Source organism: Gordonia abscondita, from assembly GCF_032711245.1.
Classification (GTDB): Bacteria; Actinomycetota; Actinomycetes; order Mycobacteriales; family Mycobacteriaceae; genus Gordonia.
The window spans coordinates 2,423,545-2,446,959 of record NZ_CP128986.1 but is presented as its reverse complement, the minus strand read 5'-3'; the positions used below and the strand labels follow the sequence as shown (position 1 = coordinate 2,446,959).

The following is a 23,415-nucleotide window of genomic DNA, read 5'->3' as shown; positions in this document are numbered from 1 at the left end:
TTCAAGTGACAGGAGCACATCATGATCGATCAAGCACTGTGGGAAGCACTGCAGAACAACGACGCACTTCTGGGCGCACTCCGCCTCATGTTCTCCGGTCTGGCATAGACCCCTAGCTGTCTGCGACGGCCCGCGCACCGACTTCGGTGTGCGGGCCGTCGCTGTTCGCGCAACTCGCCGAGGAACGCGCGGCGTCCTGTAGGGGGCTACTCGCGTGTCCCGTCTAAACTCGCTGTGTGAGCCGCAGGAAGAAATTGACGCTGGTGGCGCTCGGCACCGTCGTCGCCCTCGTCCTTGGCGTCACGGTGTGGATCCTCGTCGCCAACGATTACGCGTTCCATGAGGAGCGCGTGACGATCCCTGGGCCGCGTGGCGAACTCCACGGTGTCCTCGCTACCCCCACCAACGATGACGGACCGTATGGGCTCGTCGTCTTCGTCCACGACGACGGCCCCGTCGACGCTGACGACGGCGAGCGCCTCAAACCGCTCTGGGATGCGTTCGCCGACGCGGGCTTCGCTTCGTTGGCGTGGGACAAGCCCGGCGTCGAAGGCGCCCCCGGTGATTGGCTCGACCAGTCGATGCACGATCGCGCGACGGAGGTCGACTCGGCGATCGCGTGGGTGCACACGCGAGACGACATCGACCCGACGAGAGTAGGTGCGTGGGGCGTCGGCCAAGCGGGTTGGGTGCTGCCTGAGGTCGCGCGGGCACGACCCGATCTCCGTTTTATGATCGCCGTCGACCCGGCGATCAACTGGCTGCGCCAGGACGAGTTCGCAGCACGCTCCGAAGCCGTGGCTGACGGCGATTCGGACGCTGAGGTCACTTCCGCAGTCGATCGTCGCACCAAGCGTGCGGCATTGGGCAGGAGAGGAGCGGACTACCAGGAGTACCTGGCGTCACGCGTCGACGAGGACCCGATGGCGGCCAACCGCTGGGCGTTCGTCACCCGCAACGCCGACTCTGATTCGACGGCGTCGCTCAAGTCTGTCGCCATCCCGACGCTGCTACTCCTCGGCGGCCGCGACCGATCCGTCGACGTTGCCGAGACGGAACGCGTCTACCGCGACCGGATCGAGCCTGAGCTGTTGACGGTGAAAGAATTTCCCGAAGGCACACATCGACTGACACGCAACGACATCGAGTACCGCGGCCGCGACATCCGCACTGTTGGACGCTCGATTCTCGCGCCGAAGTCCGTATACGTGCCGGGCTACCTGGACGCGCTCCGAGTCTTCGCCAAGCGACAGACCGAGTGAGGTCCATTTAGTCTAGTATGTTCGCAGTACGTCAATCGACTTAATGAAGGGCTCTCAATGATCGACAGCATCTTGTGGGACACGATCTCCAGCAACGACTACGTGCTCAATGCTCTGCTCTACGTCTTCTCCGGGCTGGCCTAGGGCTCTCGACTGACAGACTCGCGCCCCACCTGCTCGGCAGGTGGGGCGCTTGTGTTCGTCGATCTCGCGGGACGTGGTCACATCGGTGAGCGGTACGTAGGACGTCCATGCGCTATCGCTGTACAGGTAGCCTGCCAAGTCCTGAGGAACGCCCGTGCTCGGCGGTCCCATCTCGCCCACGAGGCGAGCGACGACGAACACCCGCCAGCTCGCATGCCCGAACCACCTCGCCATCTGCACGAGAAGGAGTCGTGCTCTACGGCCTGCCGTACCAGTGCGTTCCGCTTGGCGGCGACTGGGCCGACTTCCATGCGTGGCCGTTGTGGGCGTGCAGCCCTGCATGGTCGCGTGGACGGCGGCACGTAACGCGTCGCCCGTCCACGGTGGTCCAGTACGGACAGTCGAGACGCGGCCCGCCCGATCCCGGACGGTTCGCTACCCATTCGTCAATGGTCGCTTCGGTCCAGCCTTCGCGGTCCCCAATCATCGCGTCCGGTTCTGGCAGTAGGCGCTTGCGGGCGTAGCTGTTGATGGTGTTGATGGTCAGGCCGGTCCGCTCGCCTAGCTCGGCGCGCGATAGGTAGCGGATCATGCCAGCGCCCATTCGGTGCCCAGGCTGGTCGCGTGGTCGTCGGTGGTCACCTTTCGGTAGGTCATACAGATGGCCATACACGATTGATCGTCTCTGACTAACTAGCGGCGTGGCCGCGCGCGGTCACCGCAAACTCCGTGCTCAAAATGTGCTCACGGGGCCGATTTTCAAGTGTCCCGTCTAACAAAAAAGCCTCCCACCTGCGCTAACAGGTGGGAGGCTTGGGTGGAGCCGCCGGGAATTGAACCCGGGTCCTCCGTCACTTCAGTGGGGCTTCTCCGTGTGCAGTCCGCTATGTCTCTACTTGGATCTCCCGGTCTCGCGAACAAGCCGGGATGACGATCCCAGTCGCTGTTTGATGTCCTGCCGTCGTCCGCGACCGACGCCAACAGTGAGTCCCCTAGCTGATGCCGGCATCCGGTTCCGGGAACTTAGAACCGGGCCGACAGACTAGCCTCGCTGATCAGGCAGCGAGTGCGTAGTCGCGCTGATTGGAATCGGCGCTTAATAGTTTGCTGCGACGCTTACGGTGGTCACCAGCCTTCACCGACACGCTTCCCCCACCTCGATGCACGTAGTCGAAACCGATCGGCCCCTAGGTGGTCTCCCCTGTTTCCAGCGGAGTGGTGTCCCCTGTTTCCAGCGGACACCCCATCATAACGAACTCGACCGACACTTTCATCCCAGAATCGCCGAAGTCCCGCCGAACGGGTCAGCCGATACGCAGCAGGGCGCTATCGGTAGACGCCAACGACAGGGTGATCGTCCCGCCGGACGCATGAACTCGACGCCCGGTCCACACGTCTGTCGCGGCGACGGTATCGCCCGCCAGATTGACCTCGACAAGGTCGAACGATAGGTCGCGCGCCATCGACTCCCCATTGGTCAGCGACACAATCAGCCCCTGCGAACCGATCGCCCGCGAGAACCGTTCGCGGTCGCCGTTGATGGGCGCGCCCGCAGTCCGCCTGCTGTCGCGTCCGATCGCCAACACGTCGCGGTTGGCGACGGTCGCGATATGCGCGTCGTCGAGGAGCGCGGCCTCACCGCTGAACACCAGTGGTTGCGCCGCCATCACATGCCGGGTGATCGCGGTGCGCAACGCGGGCAACGGGATGTCGGCACGCATCGCGGCGCTCACATCGGCGTCGTTCGCCGAGACCACCGAGAGTCGGAGCCCAAGATCGTCAAGATGATCGTGAAGCGCCGGATCGGCCAGCGCGGCCGGCGCCTGCGCGTCGTCGCACACCACGTACAGCGATCGGAATCCGGCGTCCGCGACACCGCGGGCGACGATCCCGTCGGCGTCTGCGCGCACCCGATCAGGCGGCGTCGCGCACCCGTCACCGACGACCCAGCCGAGCACCGGCGTCGGTTCCTCAGCAGGCTGCGGGTCAGCGCCACACGCAGACACCGACACTCCGCACGCCGCGACGACCAACACCGCCAGCCACCGCGCCCACGCCGCCACCGCGAGTCTCACATGCCTTTCACGCGACGGCCGACAATGCGCTCGACCTCTCGCTTAGCGGTCCGCTCGGCGATGTCGCGCCGCTTGTCGTGGGCTTGCTTACCGCGAGCCAACGCCAACTCGACCTTCGCATGGCCGTCCGAGAAATACATCTGCAACGGGACCAGCGTGAGGTTGCCGTCCCGAATCTTGCCGATCAGGTTGTCGATCTCGCGCCGATGCATCAGCAACTTGCGCTTACGCCGGGGCGCATGGTTGGTCCACGTCCCGCTGCCGTACTCGGCGATGTGTACGGCGTTGAGCCACACCTCGCCGTCGTCGATCGTCGCGAACGCGTCGACGAGCGACGCCTTGCCTTCACGGAGCGCCTTCACCTCGGTGCCCTTGAGCACCATGCCGGCCTCAAACGTCTCGAGAATGGTGTAGTTGTGCCGGGCTTTGCGGTTGCTGGCGATCACCGACTTGCCCTTTTCTCTGGGCACGATTGCTCTCCTCCACGGGATAGTCGGGGTGGTCCTACCGGCGCACCGGTTCACCACTGCCCGCGTCATTCACGGACGTAGACGCGCAACGTTCCGTACGAGGTGATGCCGGCCAAGACGATGCCCGCCACCACCAGCCACGGAGACACGAACCACACGTCCGCGTTCGTGATGCGCGCCAGGATGTTCACACCGTAGAGGTCTTCGAGCGCTTTGTCGAAGAAGAATATCTTGCCGAGGAACAGGCCGCCGATCGCAAGCAGCGCGCCAATGACGGCGGAGATCACCGCCTCCAGCAGGAACGGCAACTGTGTGTACCACCGGGTGGCGCCGACCAAGCGCATGATCGACACCTCCGTCCGTCTCGTATAAGCGGCTATCTGGACGGTGTTGACGATCAGCAGGATCGCAGCCACCGCCAGGACCGCTGCGATGGCGAAAGCAGCATTGCGCGCGCCATCGAGCACACTGAAGATGCGTTTCACCAGGTCTCGCTGGTCGAGGACGCCGTCGACCCCCTGCGCTTTCGAGAACTTGTCGAGGACCGCGCCGAACCGGTCCGGGTCGTCCATGCGGACGCGTAGCGCACCCTGGTACGCCTCCTTGCGGATGAAGTCGGCGAGCTCAGGCGAATCCTTTTCCCACGACGCTTTCGCCGTACGGAACGCCTGATCCTGGCTGATGAACGTCACCGATCCGACACCCGGCTCGGCTTCCAGATCGTTCCGCAGGGTCGTGCACGGGGCTTCCAGACAGTTCGGATCCCGCTCCGTCACCTCGTCGTTGATGAAGAACTGCATCTCGACACGGTCGAGGAAGATCTTCTGACTCTTGTCGGCCATCTGGATCACCAGCATGCCGCCGCCGAGGATGCCGAGCGTGATGGCGGTCGTCAGGATCATGGCGACCGTCATGGTGATGTTGCGACGGAATCCGTTGAGGACTTCGCCGATAATGAAATTCGCGCGCATGCGTGCTCGCCTCTCGTAGTCTGCGAAGTCGTCGGTCAGCCGATGCCGTACACGCCGTATTCGTCATTGCGGACGAGCTTGCCGTTATCGAATTCGAGGACTCGACGGCGCATCGCGTCGACGATATGGCGGTCGTGCGTCGCCATCACGACAGTGGTGCCCCGGCGGTTGACCCGGTCGAGCACTTCAACGATGCCCTCGCTCGTCTCGGGGTCGAGGTTGCCGGTCGGCTCGTCGGCCAACAACAGCTGCGGACGGTTGACGATCGCGCGCGCGATCGCGACTCGCTGCATCTCGCCGCCCGACAGCTCGAACGGCATGCGGTCGGCCTTGCCCGACAGACCGACATATTCGAGGGTCTCCGGGACCGCTTCGCGGATCGTCGACGACGATTTGCCGATCACTTCGAGAGCGAACGCCACATTGGCTGCGACGGTCTTCTGCTGCAGCAACCGGAAGTCCTGGAACACGCAGCCGATCGACTGCCGCAGCTTCGGCACATCGCGGTTGCGCAGCTCGGTCACGTGGAAGTCACCGACCTCGATTTCGCCGGACGTCGGCTTGTCTTCCTTGAGTAGCAACCGGAAGAACGTCGACTTCCCCGAGCCTGACGGCCCGATCAGGAACGCGAACTCACCCTTGTCGATCTCAAACGACAGGTCCGACAAGGCGGGCCTGCTCGACTTCGCGTATTGCATCGTCACGTTCGACAGCTTGATCACGGTGACCAAGTGTACTGATCGACGCGGTCATCGCCCGTTCCCGCTGTCCGGAGTCGTGTCGGCGCTCTCGTCCGGTGAGTCGGGCGCCGGCATGAGCTGCGTCTGCAGCGGCGCGGTGTGACGCGGCGCCAACTGGCTAGACGACGGAGTCCGACCCGTCGTCTGATCGGTGTCGTCGGTCGGCTCTGGAGTGGACTCCGTCGTCGACTCGACGGTAGTGCTCGACGGTTGGGAGGTCGTCTCGGTCGGCTCGGTGACCGGGGCCTGCGTGTCCACCGGCTGCTCGGTGGTCTGCGTGGGTCTCGCCGCCTCTTTGGGCGGATAGTGCTGCGACGTGAAGCCGTACAGCGCCAACAGCGCGAACCACAGGACGATCAACACGACAGTCGTCGTACGGACCCTAGTCCGGTAGACGTGCTTGAGCCGCTCCAGGCGTGTCTGATGCTCCTCGGTCATTCCTCGCCCCCGTCCCGAGCCTCATCTGGGGCCGCGGCGGCGGCGGTCTCAGCGACCGTCTCGTTGCGGACTTCCTTCGACACCGTGACACCGTGGCGGGCGAGCGCGAAGATGATCTCCGACCGCAATGCACGACCGATGTCGAACTGCTGTCCCGGCAGCGTCCTGGCCACCATCCGCACCGTCGCCGAATCGAGTTCGAGGTTCGTCACGCCCAGCGGCTGCGGCGCGTCGAGCAACAGGCGGTGCCAGCGCGGCTTCTCGTAGAACTCCTGCCCCACTTCGCGCAGCGTCGCATTGACCACATTGATATCCGCGTCGAGCGGAACGGGAACGTCGACGACGGCGCGTGCCCAGTCTTTGGACAGGTTGGTCGCCTTGATCATCTGGCCGTTGGGCACGGTGATCAGTTCACCGTCGGAGTTCCGCAGCCGGGTGACGCGCAACGTCACGTCTTCGACCGTGCCTTCGGCTTCCAAGCCGCCGGTCACTGCCAGGTTCACGACGTCGCCGTATCCGTACTGGTGCTCGGCGATGATGAAGAACCCGGCGAGCACGTCCTGCACGATCCGTTGCGCGCCGAAACCGAGAGCGGCGCCGAGTACCGCGCTCAAACCGACGAGGCTCGACGTCGGGACCCACACCGCCAGGATCTTGAGTCCGACGACGATCACGACGATGGCGATCAACGTCCACGCGATCACATCGACGAGCGCGCGGCGATGCTTGAGATCTTCGGATTGGACTATGTCTTCGCTGAGTTCGAACTGTGTGATCGCGCGCTGTGAGTATCGGTCGGCGCCCCATCGGATGAAGCGGGCGATCAGAATCGCGCCGATGATCCACACCAGCATCTGGACGAAGTCGACGGCCAGCCACCGTTCAATGGACCGCAGCCAGGACGGCAGTCCGAGTTCGTCGACGAGATAGGTCATCGCGGGCCGACTACGAGTCCTCGTCCATCCGCCAACGGATGCCCGCTTCGATGAACTGATCGAGGTCGCCGTCGAGCACATTGCTCGGGTTGTTGCTCTCGACGTTGGTCCGCAAATCCTTGACCATCTGGTACGGGTGCAACACGTACGACCGCATCTGATTGCCCCAGCTGGCACCGGTGTCGCTCTTGAGCGCGTCCATCTGGGCGCGCTCCTCCTGACGTTTGCGTTCGAGGAGTTTGGCCTGCAGGACGCGCATCGCGGCAGCCTTGTTCTGCAGTTGACTCTTCTCGTTCTGACAGGTGACGACGATGCCGGTCGGCACATGTGTGAGGCGGACCGCCGAGTCGGTGGTGTTGACCGACTGCCCGCCGGGGCCGGACGACCGGTAGACGTCGACGCGCAGATCGTTCTCGTCGATGTCGATGTGGTCGGTGGTCTCGACGACCGGCAGAATCTCCACTTCGGCGAACGACGTCTGACGCCTGCCCTGGTTGTCGAACGGGCTGATGCGGACGAGTCGGTGCGTACCCTGCTCCACCGACAGCGTGCCGTACATGTAGGGCGCCTTGACCGCGAACGTCGCCGACTTCAGCCCGGCCTCTTCGGCGTACGACGTGTCGTACACCTCCACCGAGTGGTCGTGCTGTTCGGCCCAACGGATGTACATGCGCATCAACATCTGAGCCCAGTCGGCGGCGTCGACTCCGCCCGCACCGGCGCGGATATTGACGACGGCCTCACGCGCGTCGTACTCGCCCGCGAGCATCGTCTTGACTTCCATCGCCTCGATGTCACGTCGAAGCTCGACTCGCTCGTTGTCGGCGTCGGCGACTGCTTCGGCCCCGGCGTCGCCCTCCTCGGCTTCGGCGAGCTCATAAAGCACTGGCAGGTCGTCGAGCCGCGACCTCAGCTCGGAGACACGCCGCAGTTCGGCCTGCGTGTGCGAGAGTTCGCTCGTCACCTTCTGCGCGTGGTCCTGGTCGTTCCACAGATCCGGATCGGAGGCCTGCATCTCCAGTTCGTCGATGCGGCGGCGAAGCTCGCCGATGTCCATCACCTTCTCGACGGTGGTGAGGGTCGCGGCGAGGGAGTCGAGGTCGGCAGAGGCTTCTGGATGCACTGAATCAGCCTACCGAGTCCGGCAGGGTGCCGAAACGCCAGGTGGAATCCTCCTTGCCCGGTTTGAAGACGACGGGCTGGTCCAGACCGGGGTACGGCTCGATAGCCCCAGCGGGCACGACGATCCGTCCGTAGACTTCCGCGGGCGACGAATCGGGCCCAATGATCGTCCCCGAGACTGTGCACAGTCGGGCCCCGTCTCGGTCGGGGTCGCCGAGGACCGCGCTCGTGACCGTCATGACGCCTTCGACGTAGCCGCGCGCGGCGCTCGCGTTGCCAAAGCCCTGACCCCGGCGCGACATGTACAGCGAGACCACAGTGGCGATCAGAAGCACGACCAACAGCGCGGAGATCCAGTTCGGCATGGCCGCCATAGTACCTGCGGGTATGCGTCGCCACGCCCCGTCGGCACTCATCGGTGCTGGTAGCCTCGTCAGCCGTGGCCACACTCCCCGACGGTTCCGTGTACGCGACCGATCTCGCCCTCGCGCTCGACCTGGCGGACGCCGCCGACGCACTCACCACGACCCGTTTCGGGGCGCTCGATCTGCGGGTCGATTCGAAACCGGATCTGACGCCGGTCTCCGATGCCGATCTCGCGTGCGAGCGCCTGATCCGGGAACGCCTCGGCGCCGACCGGCCGAACGACGCGGTTCTCGGCGAAGAGTTCGGCGGCGACGCGATCCTCGACGGAAGACAGTGGGTCGTCGACCCGATCGACGGCACCAAGAACTTCGTGCGCGGTGTCCCCGTCTGGTCGACGTTGATCGCGCTGCTCGTCGACGGCGTGCCCGTCGTCGGCGTGGTGAGCGCGCCGGCGCTGAACCGTCGGTGGTGGGCGTCCGCCGGAGACGGTGCGTTCGCGTCGTACGACTCGGGCGAGCCGCGGCGGATCCACGTGTCGGGAGTCGACGAGATCGGCTCGTCGTCGCTGGCCTTCTCCAGTCTGTCCGGGTGGGCCGATCGCGGCGTCCGCGAGAATTTCATCGACCTCACCGACCGCGTGTGGCGCGTCCGCGGCTACGGCGACTTCTTCAACTACTGTCTGGTCGCCGAGGGCGCGGTGGACGTGGCAGCCGAGCCCGAGGTGTCGTTGTGGGACCTCGCGCCGCTCGACGTACTTGTCCGCGAGGCGGGCGGACAATTCACCGCGTTGGACGGGGCGCCGGGGCCTGCTGGTGGGAGCGCCGTCGCGTCGAACGGGCTGCTGCACGACGAGGTGCTCGCCGCTCTAGCACCAACGAACTGACTCGCCGACCACGACTGCGCGGAGCGAGTAATGTTCCGGGACTATGAGGTTCACCCATTTTCAGCACTCCTGCGTACTCGTCGAACACGACGGAACTCGGGTGCTCTTCGATCCCGGCACACTCGCGTCCGGATTCGAGGAGTTGACGGGTCTCGACGCGATCCTGGTGACCCACCAGCACCCCGATCATGTGGATCCGGCGCGACTGCCCGCGTTGGTCGCCGCGAATCCGAACGCGGCGCGTTACTGCGATCCTCAAACGGCCGCACAGTTCACCGAGCACCCAGAATTCGGGGCTTGGTCGGTTGTCCGACCAGGCCAGACGGTGCGCGTCGGCTCGTTGACCGTCCGCGGGACAGGCGGCAGGCATGCCGTAATCCATCCGGAACTGCCTGTCGTGGACAACATCTCGTACATTCTCGACACTGACGAACTGCCCGGGGCGTTCTGCCATCCGGGCGACGCGCTCTACATTCCGTTCGAGAAGGTCGACGTCCTGGCCATTCCGGCCGCCGCACCGTGGCTCAAGCTCAGCGAACCCATCGACTACCTCCGCGCAGTGAACCCCCGTGTCGCGTTTCCGATCCACCAGGGCCCGCAGTCGGCGGCCGGGATCGCTGTCCACAACAGTCGTCTCGCCGACATGGCGCCCGACGGCACCGATTTCCGGGTATTGGAAGCCGGGGTTCCGACAACGGTGTAGCCGCCGCGGAGCGTCGCGACTGCCCGCGGGGGTGACAACCTCCTTACCGGCGAGTAAGGTCGGTCCTTACTATGGAGTAAGAATCGCTCCACCGTTGAAATTCGCTCGAGAGACCTGGTGAGGAAATGACCACGAACACCGCACCCCGCGACGAGTCATCCGTCGGCGCCGCACCCCACAAGCGCACCGCGATCGGCACGGCCATGCGCGTACTGACCGCGATCACCGGCTCCGAAGTCGCCGAGAAGTACGGCCTCCGTGAGCCCATCAACCGCGTCGCCTACGAGGCCACCAAGACAGGCTTCAAGACCCTCGGTGCCGCAAACCGCGCGTTCACCCAGGTCTCGGGCGCAGGCAAGCCGCAGCGTCCGGCAACCTCGTCCAAGGGCTACTTCGATCTGACCCCCGACGACGAGCAGGCGATGATCGCCGAGACCGTCAAGGAGTTCTCCACCGAGATCCTCCGCCCCTCGGCGTACGACGCCGATGCCGCCGCAAGCGCCCCGGAGGACATCCTCAAGCGGTCCGCCGAACTCGGCATCACCATGATCAACGTGCCCGAGGAACTCGACGGCGCGGCGACCGACCGCAACGTGGTCACCAACGCGCTGGTCGCCGAGGCAATGGCCTACGGCGACATGGGTCTGGCCGTCCCGCTGCTCGCACCGAGCGGCGTCGCCACCACCCTCACCAACTTCGGCAGCGACGGTCAGCAGCGCACCTACCTGCGCGACTACGCGGGCGAGAATGTCCCGACGTCGGCTGTCGTCATCGCCGAGCCGAAGCCGTTGTTCGATGCATTCGCGCTGTCCACCAAGGCCACCCGCGTGCCGAGTGGCTACCGTCTGTCCGGCGTCAAGAGCTTCGTTCCGGCCGCGGGCAGCTCGGAGCTGTTCGTCATCGGCGCTCAGCTCGACGGCCGTCCCGCGCTGTTCATCGTCGAGTCGGACACCAAGGGTCTGTCTGTCGAGGCCGACCCGGGCATGGGTCTGCGCGCGGCGGGCATGGGCCGACTGGTGCTCGACGACGTCACGGTCCCGGCGACGGCACTGCTCGGCGAAGTCGAGGGCGATCAGGCCGCGGATGCGTACCGCGATGTGGTCCGGCTGTCGCGTCTTGGCTGGTCGGCGCTTGCCGTCGGTACCGCTACCGCGATGCTCGATTACGTTGTTCCTTACGTCAACGAGCGTGAGGCATTCGGCGAGCCGATCTCCAACCGCCAGGCGGTCGCGTTCATGGTCGCGAACATGGCGACCGAGATCGACGGTCTGCGACTGGTGACGTTGCGCGGCGCGTCGCGCGCCGAACAGGGCTTGTCCTTCGCGCGTGAGGCGGCACTGGCCCGCAAGCTGACGATCGACAAGGGCCTGCAGGTCGGCCTCGACGGCGTCCAGCTGCTCGGTGGCCACGGCTTCACCAAGGAGCACCCGGTTGAGCGCTGGTACCGCGATCTGCGCGGTGCGGGCATCGGCGAAGGCGTCGTCGTCCTCTAAGGGACGGGCGATCAAGGAGCAGACATGGCTATCAATCTAGAACTGCCGAAGAAGCTGGACACGACGATCGACCAGGCGCGCCAGGCCGCCCTGCAGATCTTCCGTCCGATCAGTCGCAAATACGACCTCGCCGAGCACACCTATCCGGTGGAGCTCGACACCCTTGCCAGCCTGTACAGCGGTCTCGCCGCGACCGGGCAGGCGGGCGCGGGCGCGGCCGGTGGGCGCAGTGACGCGAACAAGGAGCGCCCCGAGGGCTACGTCGCCAACGGCGGCAACATGCAGTCGGTCCTCAACTCGATGTGGGCGTCGTACGGTGACGTCGCGCTGATGCTGTCGATCCCCTACCAGGGTCTGGGCAACGCAGCGATCGCCGCCGTCGCGACCGACGAGCAGTTGGAGATGCTGGGCGGCGGCGACGAGGTGTGGGCGTCGATGGCGATCACCGAGCCGAGCTTCGGCTCCGACTCGGCGGCGGTCACCACGACCGCGATCCGCGACGGCGACGACTACGTGATCAACGGCGAGAAGATCTTCGTCACCGCCGGCTCGCGTGCGTCCCACATCGTGGTGTGGGCGTCCGTGGACCGCAGCCTCGGTCGTGCGGCGATCAAGAGTTTCGTCGTGCCCCGCGAGCACCCCGGCGTGACGATCGCCCGGTTGGAGCACAAGTTGGGCATCCGCGCGTCAGACACCGCGGTGATCCGATTCGAGGACTGCCGCATCCCGAAGGAGTACCTCCTCGGTTCACCGGAGGTGGACGTCAAGAAGGGCTTCGGCGGGGTCATGCAGACCTTCGACAACACCCGTCCGATGGTGGCGGCGATGGCCGTCGGCGTCAGCCGGGCGTCGCTCGAAGAACTCCGCAAGCTATTGGAGGATGCCGGCGTTGAGATCGACTACGACCGCCCGGCAGCTGACCAGTCGGCTGCCGCCGCCGAGTTCATCCGTCTGGAGTCCGACTGGGAGGCGTCGTACCTGCTGACGCTGCGCGCGGCGTGGATGGCCGACAACAAGCAGCCGAACTCCCTCGAGGCGTCGATGTCGAAGGCCAAGGCCGGACGGACCGGCACCGATGTGACCAACAAGGCCGTCGAGCTCACCTCGACGTACGGTTACTCCGAGCGCACGCTCCTGGAGAAGTGGGCGCGTGACTCGAAGATCCTCGACATCTTCGAAGGCACCCAACAGATCCAGCAGCTGATCATCGCTCGCCGCGTGCTCGGGAAGAGCAGCTCCGAACTGAAGTGATCTGAACCCGTTCGATCTCGCGAGACCCCGTCCGATCAGGACGGGGTCTCGTCGTATCCGGACCTCTCGCGAGTCGATTTATACTTCGAGTCACTGTGGTGCGTCAGATCAACTATGTGAAATAGCACTGGCTGGCCGGGCGACGTCGAACGAGATCCAGCACCTCAGTGCGTCGTGGCTTCTCCGCCAGGTGACCGCGGACGAACTGGTGGCGCCGATGCTGTGCGTACTCCGCGCCGGTGCGATCGGGTCCAATCGATCAGCGCACGGGTAGCTCGAACGTGCCGCCCGAAGCCGGGATCGACACCGCCACGCCTGGCTCGCCGGGTCGATAGTTCGCGGAGTTGCCTGCGGCGACGAGTCCGATGCGATGCCCTGGAGCGAAGCGGTGGACGATCGCCGGCATTGTGACGGTGAACGGCTTGCCCTGCTCCGCGACCCGGATCGGTGCGACCAGATCGCCGACCGTCGTGGTCGCTCCGTTCGGCGCGACGTCGACGACGCGGAGGAACAGGACCACCGAGTTCGATCGCACCGGTCGGCCGTTCTTGTGAGCGTCGACGCGGAGCGTGACCTTCGGCGAACCGACTGTGCTCACCGGTTCTGCCAATCGCGACGACATCCATCTCGCGTACGTCCCGGGCGCGTCCGGCGACTGTATTCCGGTCACGCCGAGCGCGTCAGGACGGTCACTGCCCGACGGCACCGGTACGACGGGCGTGGTCAACCGGGCTCGCCCGCGCGTCGCAGTGGCTCGATCGGCGACGAGCCGATCCGAACCGGAGAAGGCGTAACGCTCGGCTCTGCCGGAGTCGACGGCTGACGACTCCGTGTATGCCGGTCGGGCATTGCCGCGGTAGCCGACCCAGTTCCGGAAGTAGGCGAAGGTCGGGTCCGCGGCTGTCGCGGCCCCCTTGAGATGCCGGTCCATCCAGTCGACCACCCGGCCCGTGACGTACTGGGACTCAGGGTCGGGCGCGGTCTCGTCGAAGTCTCCCGGGGCGCTCTCACCGGAGTGTCCACCGGAGAACCAGATCAGATGTGCAGGTACACCTCGCTTGCTCAACGCCCGATACGTCGCGAGTGACTCGTTGAGGTTGAAAAGCGTGTCGTTCTCCCCTTGTACGAGGAGAGTCGGTACCTGGACACGGTCGACGAACCTGGTCACCGACGCGGCACGGAGCCGGTCGATGACGCGGGCGGACGGCTTACCGGTCGCGACCCCTTGCCCGATGCCGTCGCACACTTCGCGCGGGAAGTTGGGGCATCCGGTGAGCCGCTCCGGCTGGACGTCTGCGTGCGCCGCGCCCGACGCGACCCCTGCCGCGGCGAACGAGACTCCCCAATTGAGTTTGAAAGCGCCTGGCGACGCCGTCGTGACGCCACGGATCTGACCGGTGTTGTTCGGAACGATCGAGTACGACAGGTCGTTCCAGGTAGCGATCGGAACGATTGTGTCGAGGCGGGGGTCGACGGCAGCCGCCGCGAACTGAACGCTGCCGCCGTACGAGCCTCCCAGCATGCCGACTCTCGGATCGTCGGCGCGCCGCTCACCGTGCCTGGTCGTCTCGTCGTGAATGACGAAGTCGACTGTGCTGGCGGACACACGGCGAGCAGCATCGCGGAATCCGATGCCGGAGCGTCCACCGAGGAAGCTGATGAGGGCCGAGGCGGCCCGCCCGTCCGGATCCGGGCTGTCCAGACTCACGCGGCAACTCGAGCCGCCGAACCCGAGCCCGGAGTAGGCGAGGACCGCGTAACCGCGGGACGCGAACATCTTCGCCATTCCGGCGAGATCGTCCTTCGAGCCGCCGAACCCGTTCGTCGTGAGGAGCGCAGGTACCGGGTGCGCGTGCGTCGCCTGCGCGGGGCGGTACAGATCGCCTACCACTGTGCAGCGGCCGCCCTGACTGTCCGGAACCGCGAAGTACAGCGTCGAGACCGCCACACCGGAACGGTCAGCGGCGGCAGGCGCGGCTTGGGCGAGGGCCGCGCAGAGTGCGACGACCACCGCAACCGACCCAAGCCGCCACCGCCACGAACGTGTGATCTGTTTCATAAGAAGCCAATTGTAGATCATTCGATCAGTTTCCTGACATGCGGGCGGCGCCCGACCGCCCGACGATCGTCAGTGAGTGAGCTGATCGATCAGCGCTTGGAGGACCCCGGGATCCTCGATGGTCGACGGCACTGCGAACTCTTCGCCGTCGACGATCTGTCGCATGGTCTTGCGCAAGATTTTTCCCGAGCGGGTCTTCGGCAGCGCGTCGACCACGGTGACGTCGCGGAAGGTCGCGACCGCGCCGATCTCGTCACGCACTCGCTTCACCAACTCGGAGCGGAGCGTCTCGCCCTCGACATCCGCACCCGCCTTGAGGACCACGTAGCCGCTGGGGCGCTGGCCTTTCAGATCGTCGTGGATGCCGACCACCGCACATTCGGCGACCGCCGGATGCCCGGCGACCACCGCTTCGATCGCACCCGTCGACAAACGGTGCCCCGCGACATTGATGACGTCGTCCGACCTGCCGAGAACGAACACGTAGCCGTCGGCGTCGATGTAGCCGGAATCGCCCGTCAGGTAGTAGCCGTCGAAGGTGTTCAGGTACGACGCGCGGAACCGTGCCTCGTCGCGCCACAGCCCGGCGAGCGCGCCCGGCGGCAGCGGCAGTCGGACGACGATGTTGCCTTCGCCGCCGGCCGCGACCGGCGCTCCCGCCGCGTCGAGGATCTCGACACGGTAACCGGGCACCGGAACCGTCGGCGATCCAGCTTTGATCGGCATCGGTTCGAGGCCACGCAGGTTCGCGACGATCGCCCATCCGGTCTCGGTCTGCCACCAGTGGTCGACGACAGGGATGCCGAGAGTCGCGGACGCCCACGCGAAGGTGTCGGGATCGAGCCGCTCCCCCGCCGCGAACAGCGTGCGCAGCGAGGACACGCCGTACTTCGCGAGTTCGGCGGCGTCGGGGTCGGCTTTGCGGACGGCGCGGATCGCGGTTGGCGCGGTGAACAGCGCGACGACGCCGTGGTCGGCGATCACTCGCCAGAACGCGCCCGCATCGGGCGTGCCGACGGGTTTGCCCTCATATATGACGGTGGTGGCGCCGACCAGCAATGGACCGTAGACGATATAGCTGTGGCCGACCACCCAACCGACGTCGGACGCCGTCCACCACACCTCGCCGGGCGAGATTCCGTAGACATTCTTCATCGACCAGGTGAGTGCGACGGCATGCCCGCCGTTGTCGCGGACAACGCCTTTGGGCTTACCCGTGGTGCCCGAGGTGTAGAGGATGTACAGCGGATCGGTCGCGGCTACGGCGACGGGCTCGGCGGGCACAGCGCCCGCGACCTCAGCCGCCCAGTCGAGCCAGCCGTCGTGATCGGCTGCCGAACCGGGGACCTCGTCTCGGTTCTTGACGATGACGGTGCGCGGCGTGACTGCGGCCTGCTCGATGGCGGCCGCGACGAGGGGCAGGTATTCGACGACACGGCCCGGCTCTAGTCCGCCGGATGCGGTGACGACGGCGACCGGTTCGGCGTCGTCGATGCGAGTCGCGAGTTCCGGTGCGGCGAACCCGCCGAACACCACCGAGTGGACCGCGCCGATGCGTGCGCACGCGAGCATCGCGATCGCGGCCTCGGGGATCATCGGCATGTAGATGATGACGCGATCGCCCGCAGCGACACCTTGCGCGGTGAGGACTCCGGCGAAACGCGCGACCTCGTCGAGCAGTTGACGATAGGTGAATCGCCGCACCGTGCCGGTCATCGCCGAATCCCAGATCAGCGCATCTTGTTCGCCGCGCCCGGCCGCCACGTGTCGATCGAGTGCGTTGACACTCGTATTGAGAGACGCATCGGGAAACCATCGGTAGATCGGGGCGGCGGAATCGTCGAGCGCGGTCGTCGGCGGGCTGATCCAGTCGACGTCGCGGGCAGCGTCGAGCCAGAAGCCCTCCGGGTTGTCAGTGCTGCGGGCGAACTCATGCGCGTAATCGGACATGCGTCAACGGTATCGGCCGACCACCCGATCAGGCGTGCGGTTCGGCGTCGGAAAGTCGAATCTGATCGACCAGCGGACGCATTCTCGCGGTGAGCGGCACCACTTTTCGGGCGTGTGACCGCTCACAGTACGACTGTTTCAGATCACGGATCGATAACGGCCGCGTGGCGGCACTGACCTGCGAGAACCCGGAAGGCGCCCACGCTTGCTCCAGCTAGCACATTGTGACGGCCCCCACGAAACCCGGCGTGACCTTAGCTTTCACAGCACGTAGCGTCGCCTCCGGCCCGTTGAGCGGCACCGATGAAACTGGTGCCGAACCGATACAGGAGTACATCTATGAGCTTGAAGAAGATCGCCATCCGCACCGCTGTCGCCGGAGCCCTGACTGTCGCACCGCTGGCTGTGACCGCGGGCGTCGCCTCGGCGGACACCGGCCACAACTGGGATGCCGTCGCCGACTGCGAGAGCGGCGGCGACTGGTCGATCAACACCGGCAACGGCTACTACGGCGGCCTTCAGTTCTCGCAGGAGACGTGGGCGGCGAACGGTGGCAGCGGCAGCGCCGCGGATGCATCACGTGAAGAGCAGATCCGCGTCGCCGAGAACGTCCTCGCCACCCAGGGCCCCGGCGCATGGCCGGTGTGCGGCGCCTACCTGTAGGTCAGCCCCACGAGCGCAATTGCTCGACAATGAAGCCCGCGACTATCACGGCGCTTCCCCCGACCTCGCCCACGATGAGCGCCACCATGGCCGCCGTCATCGTGGGCGAGTTCGGATGCATCTGATTATCGGTGTCGCGCAACGCGCCGTGCAGGCAGTATGACGCGATAGCCGAGACGAAGAAGAATACGACGACCGCCAGCGCCACTGTGTTGACGACTGCGTTCCAGGCGCTGAACTGGACGAAGACGGCGAGCAGTCCGGTCGCGAACGAATACATCAGCGCGGCTCGGTGCGCGATGTCGACGTAGATGTGCGCCTGCCCAGTGGGGCTACGCATGATCTGTGCGAACTTCCACACACCGAGCAGCAACGCCCAGAGAAAGATCACGCCTGCCGCGATCAACGCCACCTGTGTGGCCGTCGTCAAGATCATGGATCGATGATGTCATGCGGCGTGAGGCGTCAGCGGACGCGCGGCTCCTGCCGTCGGCTACGAGACCCCCGGCAGTCTCGCCGGACGATGAGCGCGATCGGGCACGAGCAAAAGAAGAAGACCCGCACCGTTTCCGGTGCGGGTCTTCCTGTAGTAGCGGGGGCAGGATTTGAACCTACGACCTCTGGGTTATGAGCCCAGCGAGCTACCGAGCTGCTCCACCCCGCGTCGCTTTCTTGCATCATTATCGTACCGCACCACCCGCCTCAGCCCGAAATCCGCCCACTGCCGGACCGCATACACGTCTCGAGTGGACGGTCGGGTCGCGAGACATTCATAGCCACTCCGCTTCGGGCGGTCGTCGACAGCGGGTTTGCCTCGATCGATCAGGGCAAAGAAGAAGACCCGCACCGTTTCCGGTGCGGGTCTTCCTTTAGTAGCGGGGGCAGGATTTGAACCTACGACCTCTGGGTTATGAGCCCAGCGAGCTACCGAGCTGCTCCACCCCGCGCTGCGCCTGCAACGTTACACAGCGGTGAACATCAGAGGCAAATTGATTGGCCACCAGCGTGACTGACGACACCTGCGACCACCACATATGGCGCCTGGCCTCGGTCAACGCTGGCGCACACCCATCAGGCCGGCGAGCTGAGTGGCGATCGGGTTGAGGTTCAGCTTGTCCGGATCAGCCTTGGGCTTGTCGTCCCACGGTTGGACGAACTCAGGATTCGACAGGTCGGCATTGTTGGCGCCACGCACCGCCGTCGGATTGCCGGTCTCAACCGCGCAGGCTGCCTTCGTATTGAACGGGAAGTCGTCATAGTTGGGGTCGAAGTCGGGGTTCTTGCGTTTGATCTCGGCCAGCATCTTCTGCGTACTCTCGTAACCGCGTGTGCAACTCGGCGGATTCTCCGTCTCCAGAACGATCCCGAACTTGATTTGGCCACCCCCGGATGACGTCGTATGACTACTCCCCGACAGCGACGACAGCATCGCGAACGTCATGCCCGCCGAGAACGACGTCGGAGCGATCTCGTGGACCGTCGACCCTAGCTGGTGGACGAGCGTCGTCGCGTCCTGCCCATTGGTGTCGAGGAAGTTCTTCAACGCGCTCGCCGCACGCGGGCCGTCGGTCAGAATCCGACGCAGCGCCGGATCGGACGAGTCCAGGGTCGCCGCGACCAGATCCAGGCTCTTCGACCATTCGAGGATCTCATCGGATTGTTCGGCCTGCGTCGCCAGGACAGGGTTCGCATTCGTGATGAGCCCGATGGTGTCGTCGAGGTTCTCCACGCCCGTCTTCGACAGTTTGTCGAGCGAGTCGATGAGTCGGCTCAGGTTCTCACCTTGACCGTCGAATGCCTTGCCGAGTTCGGTGATCGTGGTGCGTAGCGCATCGACGGGCACCGTGTCGGTCAGTGTGATCGCCGACGCGAGGACCTCGTCGAGTTTCGGCGGGTAACTGATGTCGTCGATCACCGAGCCGTCGTGCAGGTATGGCCCCCCAACGGAGGTGGGCTGAAGGTCGATGAACTGCTCACCGATCGCCGACCGGTTCGCGACGACGGCGACCGCAGACTCCGGGACCTTCTCGCCACCGGAATCCATCACCAGCGTCACTTCGATTCCGTTCGCAGTCATCTCCATACCGCGAACACGGCCCGCAGCCACGCCCCGATACGTGACTTCAGCTTCCGGGAAGATACCGCCCGCATCATTCATCTCCAGCGTGACGCGATAGACGCCGACACCGACCGCCTCATCCATGCGCGCATAGCGGATCCCACCGTAGATCGCGGCGATGATGCCAACGAGGAGGACGACGACCAGCTGAATCTTCACCAGGCGACTGAGCGGTGGCATGGAGGCCTTTCTCGTATTGTGCCGGACCCCAACCATCCGACCTGTGAAGTCTAGGCCGTCGGCGCGCACCGTCGACTACTCGTAACCCGGCCGGGTGAGCAACGATCACAACGAACCTTGATGTGATTGACTTCACATTCGAGGTAGGCTGAGACCGACCCGGACCGGACGACGGCCCACACACGTCAGGAGGCGACATGTCCAACTCTGATATCCGCCATCACGAACCGCACGGCAATCACCCGATGAGTCTGGTCGCGTTCATTCTGCTGCTCACCGGAGGCGCGCTTTCGGCACTGTGGATCATCACCCTGGCCGACCTACCCGCGAATCAGACCTTGAACATCACCTACGGTGTGCTTGCGCTGGGCTGTCTCGTGTCGACGGCGATGATCTTCCGCTACCTGACCAGCCACCTCCACCACTCGCCGGTGATGCCGGACAACACCCCCGCAGAGGTCGAACGCTACCTGTCGAAGGTCCGCTGACTTCCACCCACGACGACGGCGCCCACCCCGAGAGTCTCGGGGTGGGCGCCGTCGTTCGGCCCCGGTGCGCCGGTGTCAGTTCCCGGCTTGCGGGTACTTCGCCAACGCCTCCTTCAGATTCTTCAACGCCTCACCGATCTGCGCGAGGTCGCCGCTCTTCTCCGCCTGCGTCATCTGATCCACGGCTCGACGGAGTTCTGTGACTGCCGCGTCGTCGGGTGCATCGGACTGTTCGGGGGTCGTCGGCTTCGGCTGGCCGGTCTGCGCCTGCTCGTCGTCGCCGTCACCTCGCTCCGCTTGCGGCTCGGTGGCCAGGCGCGGATCGATACCCGACTGCATCAACGCTTCACCGATGGTGGGCGCAGCTCCGATCTCGACCTGCCCGTCCGGGGCCTTGTAGTACGTCAACATCCGGAACACCTTCGGCATGGCGGAGTCGCCCGCCTTCGACTCGGTGTACAACGGCTGGACATACAGCACGCCGTTCTTGCCGACCGGCAGAGTCAACAAGTTGCCGTAGATGACATTGACCGAGCCCGCGACGAGCGTGATGTCGCGTGCGACGGCGTTCTTCATCGCTTCCTGCACCTGCCGCGGACCGACCGTCTGCGAGTCCGTCGGCGTCGTCAGCACCGTCAACTTGCCGTAATCGGCCGGATCGGACGCCGCCGTGATGTACGCGGCGAGGTTTTGCCGTCGGAGCGGCGTCGTCACCGACGTCAACTGGAACGACGGTTTACCGCTCCCGTCCGGATTGGCAGCGGTGAAGTAGTACGGCGGCTGCGGCAGGTTGCTGTTGTCTGCCGTCGGATCGTTCGGCACGGACCAGAAGTTGTTCGCCTGGTAGAAGTCCGACGGATTGCTGACGTGGTATTTCGTCAGAAGTTCGCGCTGCAGCTTGAACAGGTCTTCCGGGTACCGCAGGTGGTCGAGCAGATCCTGCTTCTTATTCAGTTCCGAACGCGGCTTCACCGTTCCCGGGAACGCTTTCATCCAGGTCTTCAGAACCGGATCGCTCTCGTCGAACTGGTAGAGCTCGACTTTGCCCGTGTACGCGTCGACAGTGGCCTTTACCGAGTTCCGGACGTACGAGACGTCTTCATCGGCCTGAGTCCTGCCCGACTCTCCCGCGTTCTGCGCCCGCGAATCAGTCGTCGCGTCGGCCAACGCCATCCGCTGCGCGTACGGGTAGTTCTTCAACGTCGTGTAGCCGTCGACGATCCACTTGATCGATCCGTCGGCCATGACCGCCGGATACGTCTTGGAATCGGTGGTAAGCCACGGCGCGACCTTCGATACGCGGTCCCGCGGGTCACGGTTGTAGAGGATGCGCGACTTACTGTTGATCGCGTCCGACAGCACGAAGTTCCGTTCGCCGTACTTGATCGCGTACAGCAGTCGGGTACCGATGTTGCTGAGTTCGACACCGCCGTCACCGCTGTACGTGTACCGGACGCCCTCCTGGTCGTACTCGGACTTCTCACCGTCCTCGGAACCGACGATCGCGTAGTCGGGGTCGACGTTGGAGATGAGTTCGCCGAAGTAGATGCGCGGCTGCTTCACCTGGATAGGCGCCGACTTGTAGTCGGGTTTACTGATCGTGTCCAAGTCCGAGACGTAGAACTTGGGGAGACCGCCGCTGTCCGAGCTCGCGGCGTCCTTCGGCGGCGCGTCCACCGTATTCGCAGGCGCGGCGATGAACCCGTTGCCGTGCGTGTACACGGTGTGCTTGTTGATCCAGTTCTGCTGGCCCTCATTGAAACGCGACGGGTCGAGCTCACGCGCGGCGACGATGAAGTCCCGCATCTCTTTCTGCTGACTGCCGTCGTCGGCCACCATGTACCGGTCGACCGCAAGCTGACTGGGGAATCCGTAGAAGTTGCGCAACGACTGCCGCTGCACGAACGAACGAGACACGACAGCGGGGTCGAGGACGCGAATGTTCGAAAGCGTCGAGACGTCGCCGTTCACCGCGGCCGCGTTCGCCGAGTCACGCGTCCAATTCGACTCGTATTCGACGTCCTTACCGGATCGGACCCGGTAGGCCGAGGTGGTCGCCTCGATGTTCCGTTCGATGTAGTCGGCTTCCTTGCTCGCTGCGCTCGGTTTCACCGAGAACTGCTCCATAGCGGCAGGCCAGATGACACCGATGACGAGTGCCGACAGCAGCATCAAGACAGTCGCCATCGCCGGGATCCGCAAGTCGCGCAGGAAGATCGACGCGAAGAACGCGAGGGCACACACGATGGCGATGGCCATCAGAATCAGCTTCGACGGCATCACGACATTGATGTCGGTGTAGGTTCCGCCGGTGAAGATGTCGCCGCGACGGTCACTGCTGAGCAAGTCGTACCGGTCGAGCCAGTAGCCGACCGCCTTGAGCAGGATGAAGATTCCGACGATGACAGCCAGCTGGATGCGTGCGGTGCGCGACACCACGCCTCGCCGACCGCCACCGCCCAGGCGGATGCCGCCGAAGATGTAGTGGGTCAGCAGGTTGCCGACGAACGCGATGCCGACTGCGATGAACGCCAGGTCGAGGATCAACCGGATGAACGGAAGCGTGAAAGCGTAGAAGCCGATGTCCATGCCGAACTGCGGATCGGTCTCACCGAACGATTCGCCGTGGATGAACATCTGGACTGTCGCCCACGACGCCTGCGCCACCAGTCCGCCGATGAGCCCGAGCAGAATCGCCGGGATCAGCGCGGTGAGCCACGGCTTTCGACCCGCCACCGCCCGATAGCGTTCGAGCGGATCGGCCGGACCCGACACCGGAACGAAGTCTGGCCGACCGCGGTAGGCGGCGTAGACGCCCGCGAACACGATGCCGCCGACGAGTAGTGCTGCGACGAAGAACGAGATGACTCGGGTCCACACCATCGTCGACATGACGCCGGAGTATCCGAGGTCTGAGTACCAGAGCCAGTCGGTGATGATCGCGACTAGACGAGGCCCGATCAGCAGGATGAGCAGCAGCGCGACACCGATTCCGATCAGTATCTTCGATCTCCGCGACAGCGTCGGTCGTCCGATCGGACCGCGTGTACCAACCACGTTGAGTTCTCCTGTTTCATTGAGGCGACCGCCGGAGCAGGCACCG

Annotated in this window: 21 protein-coding genes, 2 tRNA genes and 1 other RNA gene; 7 read left to right on the top strand and 17 right to left on the bottom strand. The window is 65.0% G+C overall.

Annotation, left to right across the window (positions count from 1 at the left end; translation table 11 throughout):
- Positions 1-236: 236 nt before the first annotated feature.
- Positions 237-1,262 (top strand): alpha/beta hydrolase family protein, encoded by a 1,026-nt coding sequence (locus MP11Mi_RS11470; RefSeq protein WP_420039050.1) that lies wholly within the window; start codon positions 237-239, stop codon positions 1,260-1,262.
- A 400-nt stretch (positions 1,263-1,662) separates the two neighbouring features.
- Here MP11Mi_RS11470 and MP11Mi_RS11465 read toward each other — a convergent pair whose 3' ends face one another.
- The 10 genes from MP11Mi_RS11465 to MP11Mi_RS11420 all read right to left on the bottom strand — a co-directional run bounded on the left by MP11Mi_RS11465 (position 1,663) and on the right by MP11Mi_RS11420 (position 8,522).
- Positions 1,663-1,998 (bottom strand): helix-turn-helix transcriptional regulator, encoded by a 336-nt coding sequence (locus MP11Mi_RS11465; RefSeq protein WP_420039049.1) that lies wholly within the window; start codon positions 1,996-1,998, stop codon positions 1,663-1,665.
- Between the two features lie 223 nt (positions 1,999-2,221).
- Positions 2,222-2,594, bottom strand: a transfer-messenger RNA (tmRNA) gene (gene ssrA / locus MP11Mi_RS11460).
- A 116-nt stretch (positions 2,595-2,710) separates the two neighbouring features.
- Complete coding sequence (locus tag MP11Mi_RS11455; protein WP_420039048.1) at positions 2,711-3,481, bottom strand: hypothetical protein; 771 nt, start codon at positions 3,479-3,481, stop codon at positions 2,711-2,713.
- Positions 3,478-3,951: an SsrA-binding protein SmpB gene (gene smpB / locus MP11Mi_RS11450; protein ID WP_420039047.1), complete on the bottom strand. Its 474-nt coding sequence runs from the start codon at positions 3,949-3,951 to the stop codon at positions 3,478-3,480. The genes MP11Mi_RS11455 and smpB overlap by 4 nt, the downstream gene beginning before the upstream one ends.
- A 65-nt stretch (positions 3,952-4,016) precedes the next feature.
- Positions 4,017-4,922, bottom strand: a complete 906-nt coding sequence (ftsX, locus tag MP11Mi_RS11445; RefSeq protein ID WP_420039046.1) for a permease-like cell division protein FtsX — start codon at positions 4,920-4,922, stop codon at positions 4,017-4,019.
- A 35-nt stretch (positions 4,923-4,957) separates the two neighbouring features.
- Positions 4,958-5,644: a cell division ATP-binding protein FtsE gene (gene ftsE / locus MP11Mi_RS11440; RefSeq protein ID WP_420039045.1), complete on the bottom strand. Its 687-nt coding sequence runs from the start codon at positions 5,642-5,644 to the stop codon at positions 4,958-4,960.
- A gap of 27 nt (positions 5,645-5,671) precedes the next feature.
- Positions 5,672-6,100 (bottom strand): hypothetical protein, encoded by a 429-nt coding sequence (locus MP11Mi_RS11435; RefSeq protein ID WP_420039044.1) that lies wholly within the window; start codon positions 6,098-6,100, stop codon positions 5,672-5,674.
- Positions 6,097-7,035 (bottom strand): mechanosensitive ion channel family protein, encoded by a 939-nt coding sequence (locus tag MP11Mi_RS11430; protein ID WP_420039043.1) that lies wholly within the window; start codon positions 7,033-7,035, stop codon positions 6,097-6,099. Before MP11Mi_RS11430 ends, MP11Mi_RS11435 begins: the two co-directional genes overlap by 4 nt.
- 10 nt (positions 7,036-7,045) lie before the next feature.
- The gene (gene prfB, locus MP11Mi_RS11425; RefSeq protein ID WP_420039042.1) at positions 7,046-8,158 is read right to left on the bottom strand and encodes a peptide chain release factor 2; all 1,113 of its coding nucleotides are present in this window, start codon (positions 8,156-8,158) and stop codon (positions 7,046-7,048) included.
- A 4-nt stretch (positions 8,159-8,162) separates the two neighbouring features.
- Entirely contained in the window at positions 8,163-8,522 is a 360-nt protein-coding gene (locus MP11Mi_RS11420) for a hypothetical protein (protein ID WP_420039041.1), read from the bottom strand.
- Between the two features lie 74 nt (positions 8,523-8,596).
- Between MP11Mi_RS11420 and hisN the strand changes: the two genes are divergently transcribed.
- The 4 genes from hisN (at position 8,597) to MP11Mi_RS11400 (ending at position 12,853) form a co-directional block, all read left to right on the top strand.
- Complete coding sequence (gene hisN / locus MP11Mi_RS11415; RefSeq protein WP_420039040.1) at positions 8,597-9,406, top strand: histidinol-phosphatase; 810 nt, start codon at positions 8,597-8,599, stop codon at positions 9,404-9,406.
- Positions 9,407-9,449: 43 nt separating this feature from the next.
- On the top strand, positions 9,450-10,109 hold the full coding sequence (locus tag MP11Mi_RS11410) for an MBL fold metallo-hydrolase (protein ID WP_420039039.1): 660 nt from the start codon (positions 9,450-9,452) through the stop codon (positions 10,107-10,109).
- A gap of 125 nt (positions 10,110-10,234) precedes the next feature.
- Positions 10,235-11,602: an acyl-CoA dehydrogenase family protein gene (locus tag MP11Mi_RS11405; protein ID WP_420039038.1), complete on the top strand. Its 1,368-nt coding sequence runs from the start codon at positions 10,235-10,237 to the stop codon at positions 11,600-11,602.
- A gap of 24 nt (positions 11,603-11,626) precedes the next feature.
- Positions 11,627-12,853 (top strand): acyl-CoA dehydrogenase family protein, encoded by a 1,227-nt coding sequence (locus MP11Mi_RS11400; RefSeq protein ID WP_420039037.1) that lies wholly within the window; start codon positions 11,627-11,629, stop codon positions 12,851-12,853.
- Between the two features lie 259 nt (positions 12,854-13,112).
- Here the strand turns inward: MP11Mi_RS11400 and MP11Mi_RS11395 are convergent, their stop codons facing one another.
- Both MP11Mi_RS11395 and MP11Mi_RS11390 read right to left on the bottom strand, forming a co-directional pair.
- Positions 13,113-14,912 (bottom strand): alpha/beta fold hydrolase, encoded by a 1,800-nt coding sequence (locus tag MP11Mi_RS11395; RefSeq protein ID WP_420039036.1) that lies wholly within the window; start codon positions 14,910-14,912, stop codon positions 13,113-13,115.
- A gap of 69 nt (positions 14,913-14,981) precedes the next feature.
- A complete protein-coding gene (locus MP11Mi_RS11390; protein ID WP_420039035.1) occupies positions 14,982-16,862 on the bottom strand; it encodes a propionyl-CoA synthetase in 1,881 nt (626 codons plus the stop codon).
- A 339-nt stretch (positions 16,863-17,201) separates the two neighbouring features.
- On the opposite strand from MP11Mi_RS11390, the gene MP11Mi_RS11385 reads away from it, so the two are divergent.
- A complete protein-coding gene (locus MP11Mi_RS11385) occupies positions 17,202-17,525 on the top strand; it encodes a transglycosylase family protein (protein ID WP_420039034.1) in 324 nt (107 codons plus the stop codon).
- A 1-nt stretch (position 17,526) separates the two neighbouring features.
- On the opposite strand, the gene MP11Mi_RS11380 is transcribed toward MP11Mi_RS11385, so the two are convergent.
- From MP11Mi_RS11380 to MP11Mi_RS11365, 4 genes are all read right to left on the bottom strand, one after another.
- Positions 17,527-17,961, bottom strand: a complete 435-nt coding sequence (locus MP11Mi_RS11380) for a hypothetical protein (RefSeq protein ID WP_420039033.1) — start codon at positions 17,959-17,961, stop codon at positions 17,527-17,529.
- A 154-nt stretch (positions 17,962-18,115) separates the two neighbouring features.
- Positions 18,116-18,189 (bottom strand) — tRNA-Met (locus MP11Mi_RS11375).
- A gap of 209 nt (positions 18,190-18,398) precedes the next feature.
- A tRNA-Met gene (locus MP11Mi_RS11370) sits at positions 18,399-18,472 on the bottom strand.
- 104 nt (positions 18,473-18,576) lie between these two features.
- Positions 18,577-19,824: an MCE family protein gene (locus MP11Mi_RS11365; protein ID WP_420039032.1), complete on the bottom strand. Its 1,248-nt coding sequence runs from the start codon at positions 19,822-19,824 to the stop codon at positions 18,577-18,579.
- A gap of 197 nt (positions 19,825-20,021) precedes the next feature.
- Between MP11Mi_RS11365 and MP11Mi_RS11360 the strand changes: the two genes are divergently transcribed.
- Positions 20,022-20,312 carry a hypothetical protein gene (locus tag MP11Mi_RS11360; protein ID WP_420039031.1) on the top strand — a complete coding sequence of 97 codons (291 nt, stop codon included), beginning with the start codon at positions 20,022-20,024 and terminating at the stop codon, positions 20,310-20,312.
- Between the two features lie 75 nt (positions 20,313-20,387).
- On the opposite strand, the gene MP11Mi_RS11355 is transcribed toward MP11Mi_RS11360, so the two are convergent.
- A complete protein-coding gene (locus tag MP11Mi_RS11355; RefSeq protein WP_420039030.1) occupies positions 20,388-23,369 on the bottom strand; it encodes a UPF0182 family protein in 2,982 nt (993 codons plus the stop codon).
- Between the last annotated feature and the right edge of the window lie 46 nt (positions 23,370-23,415).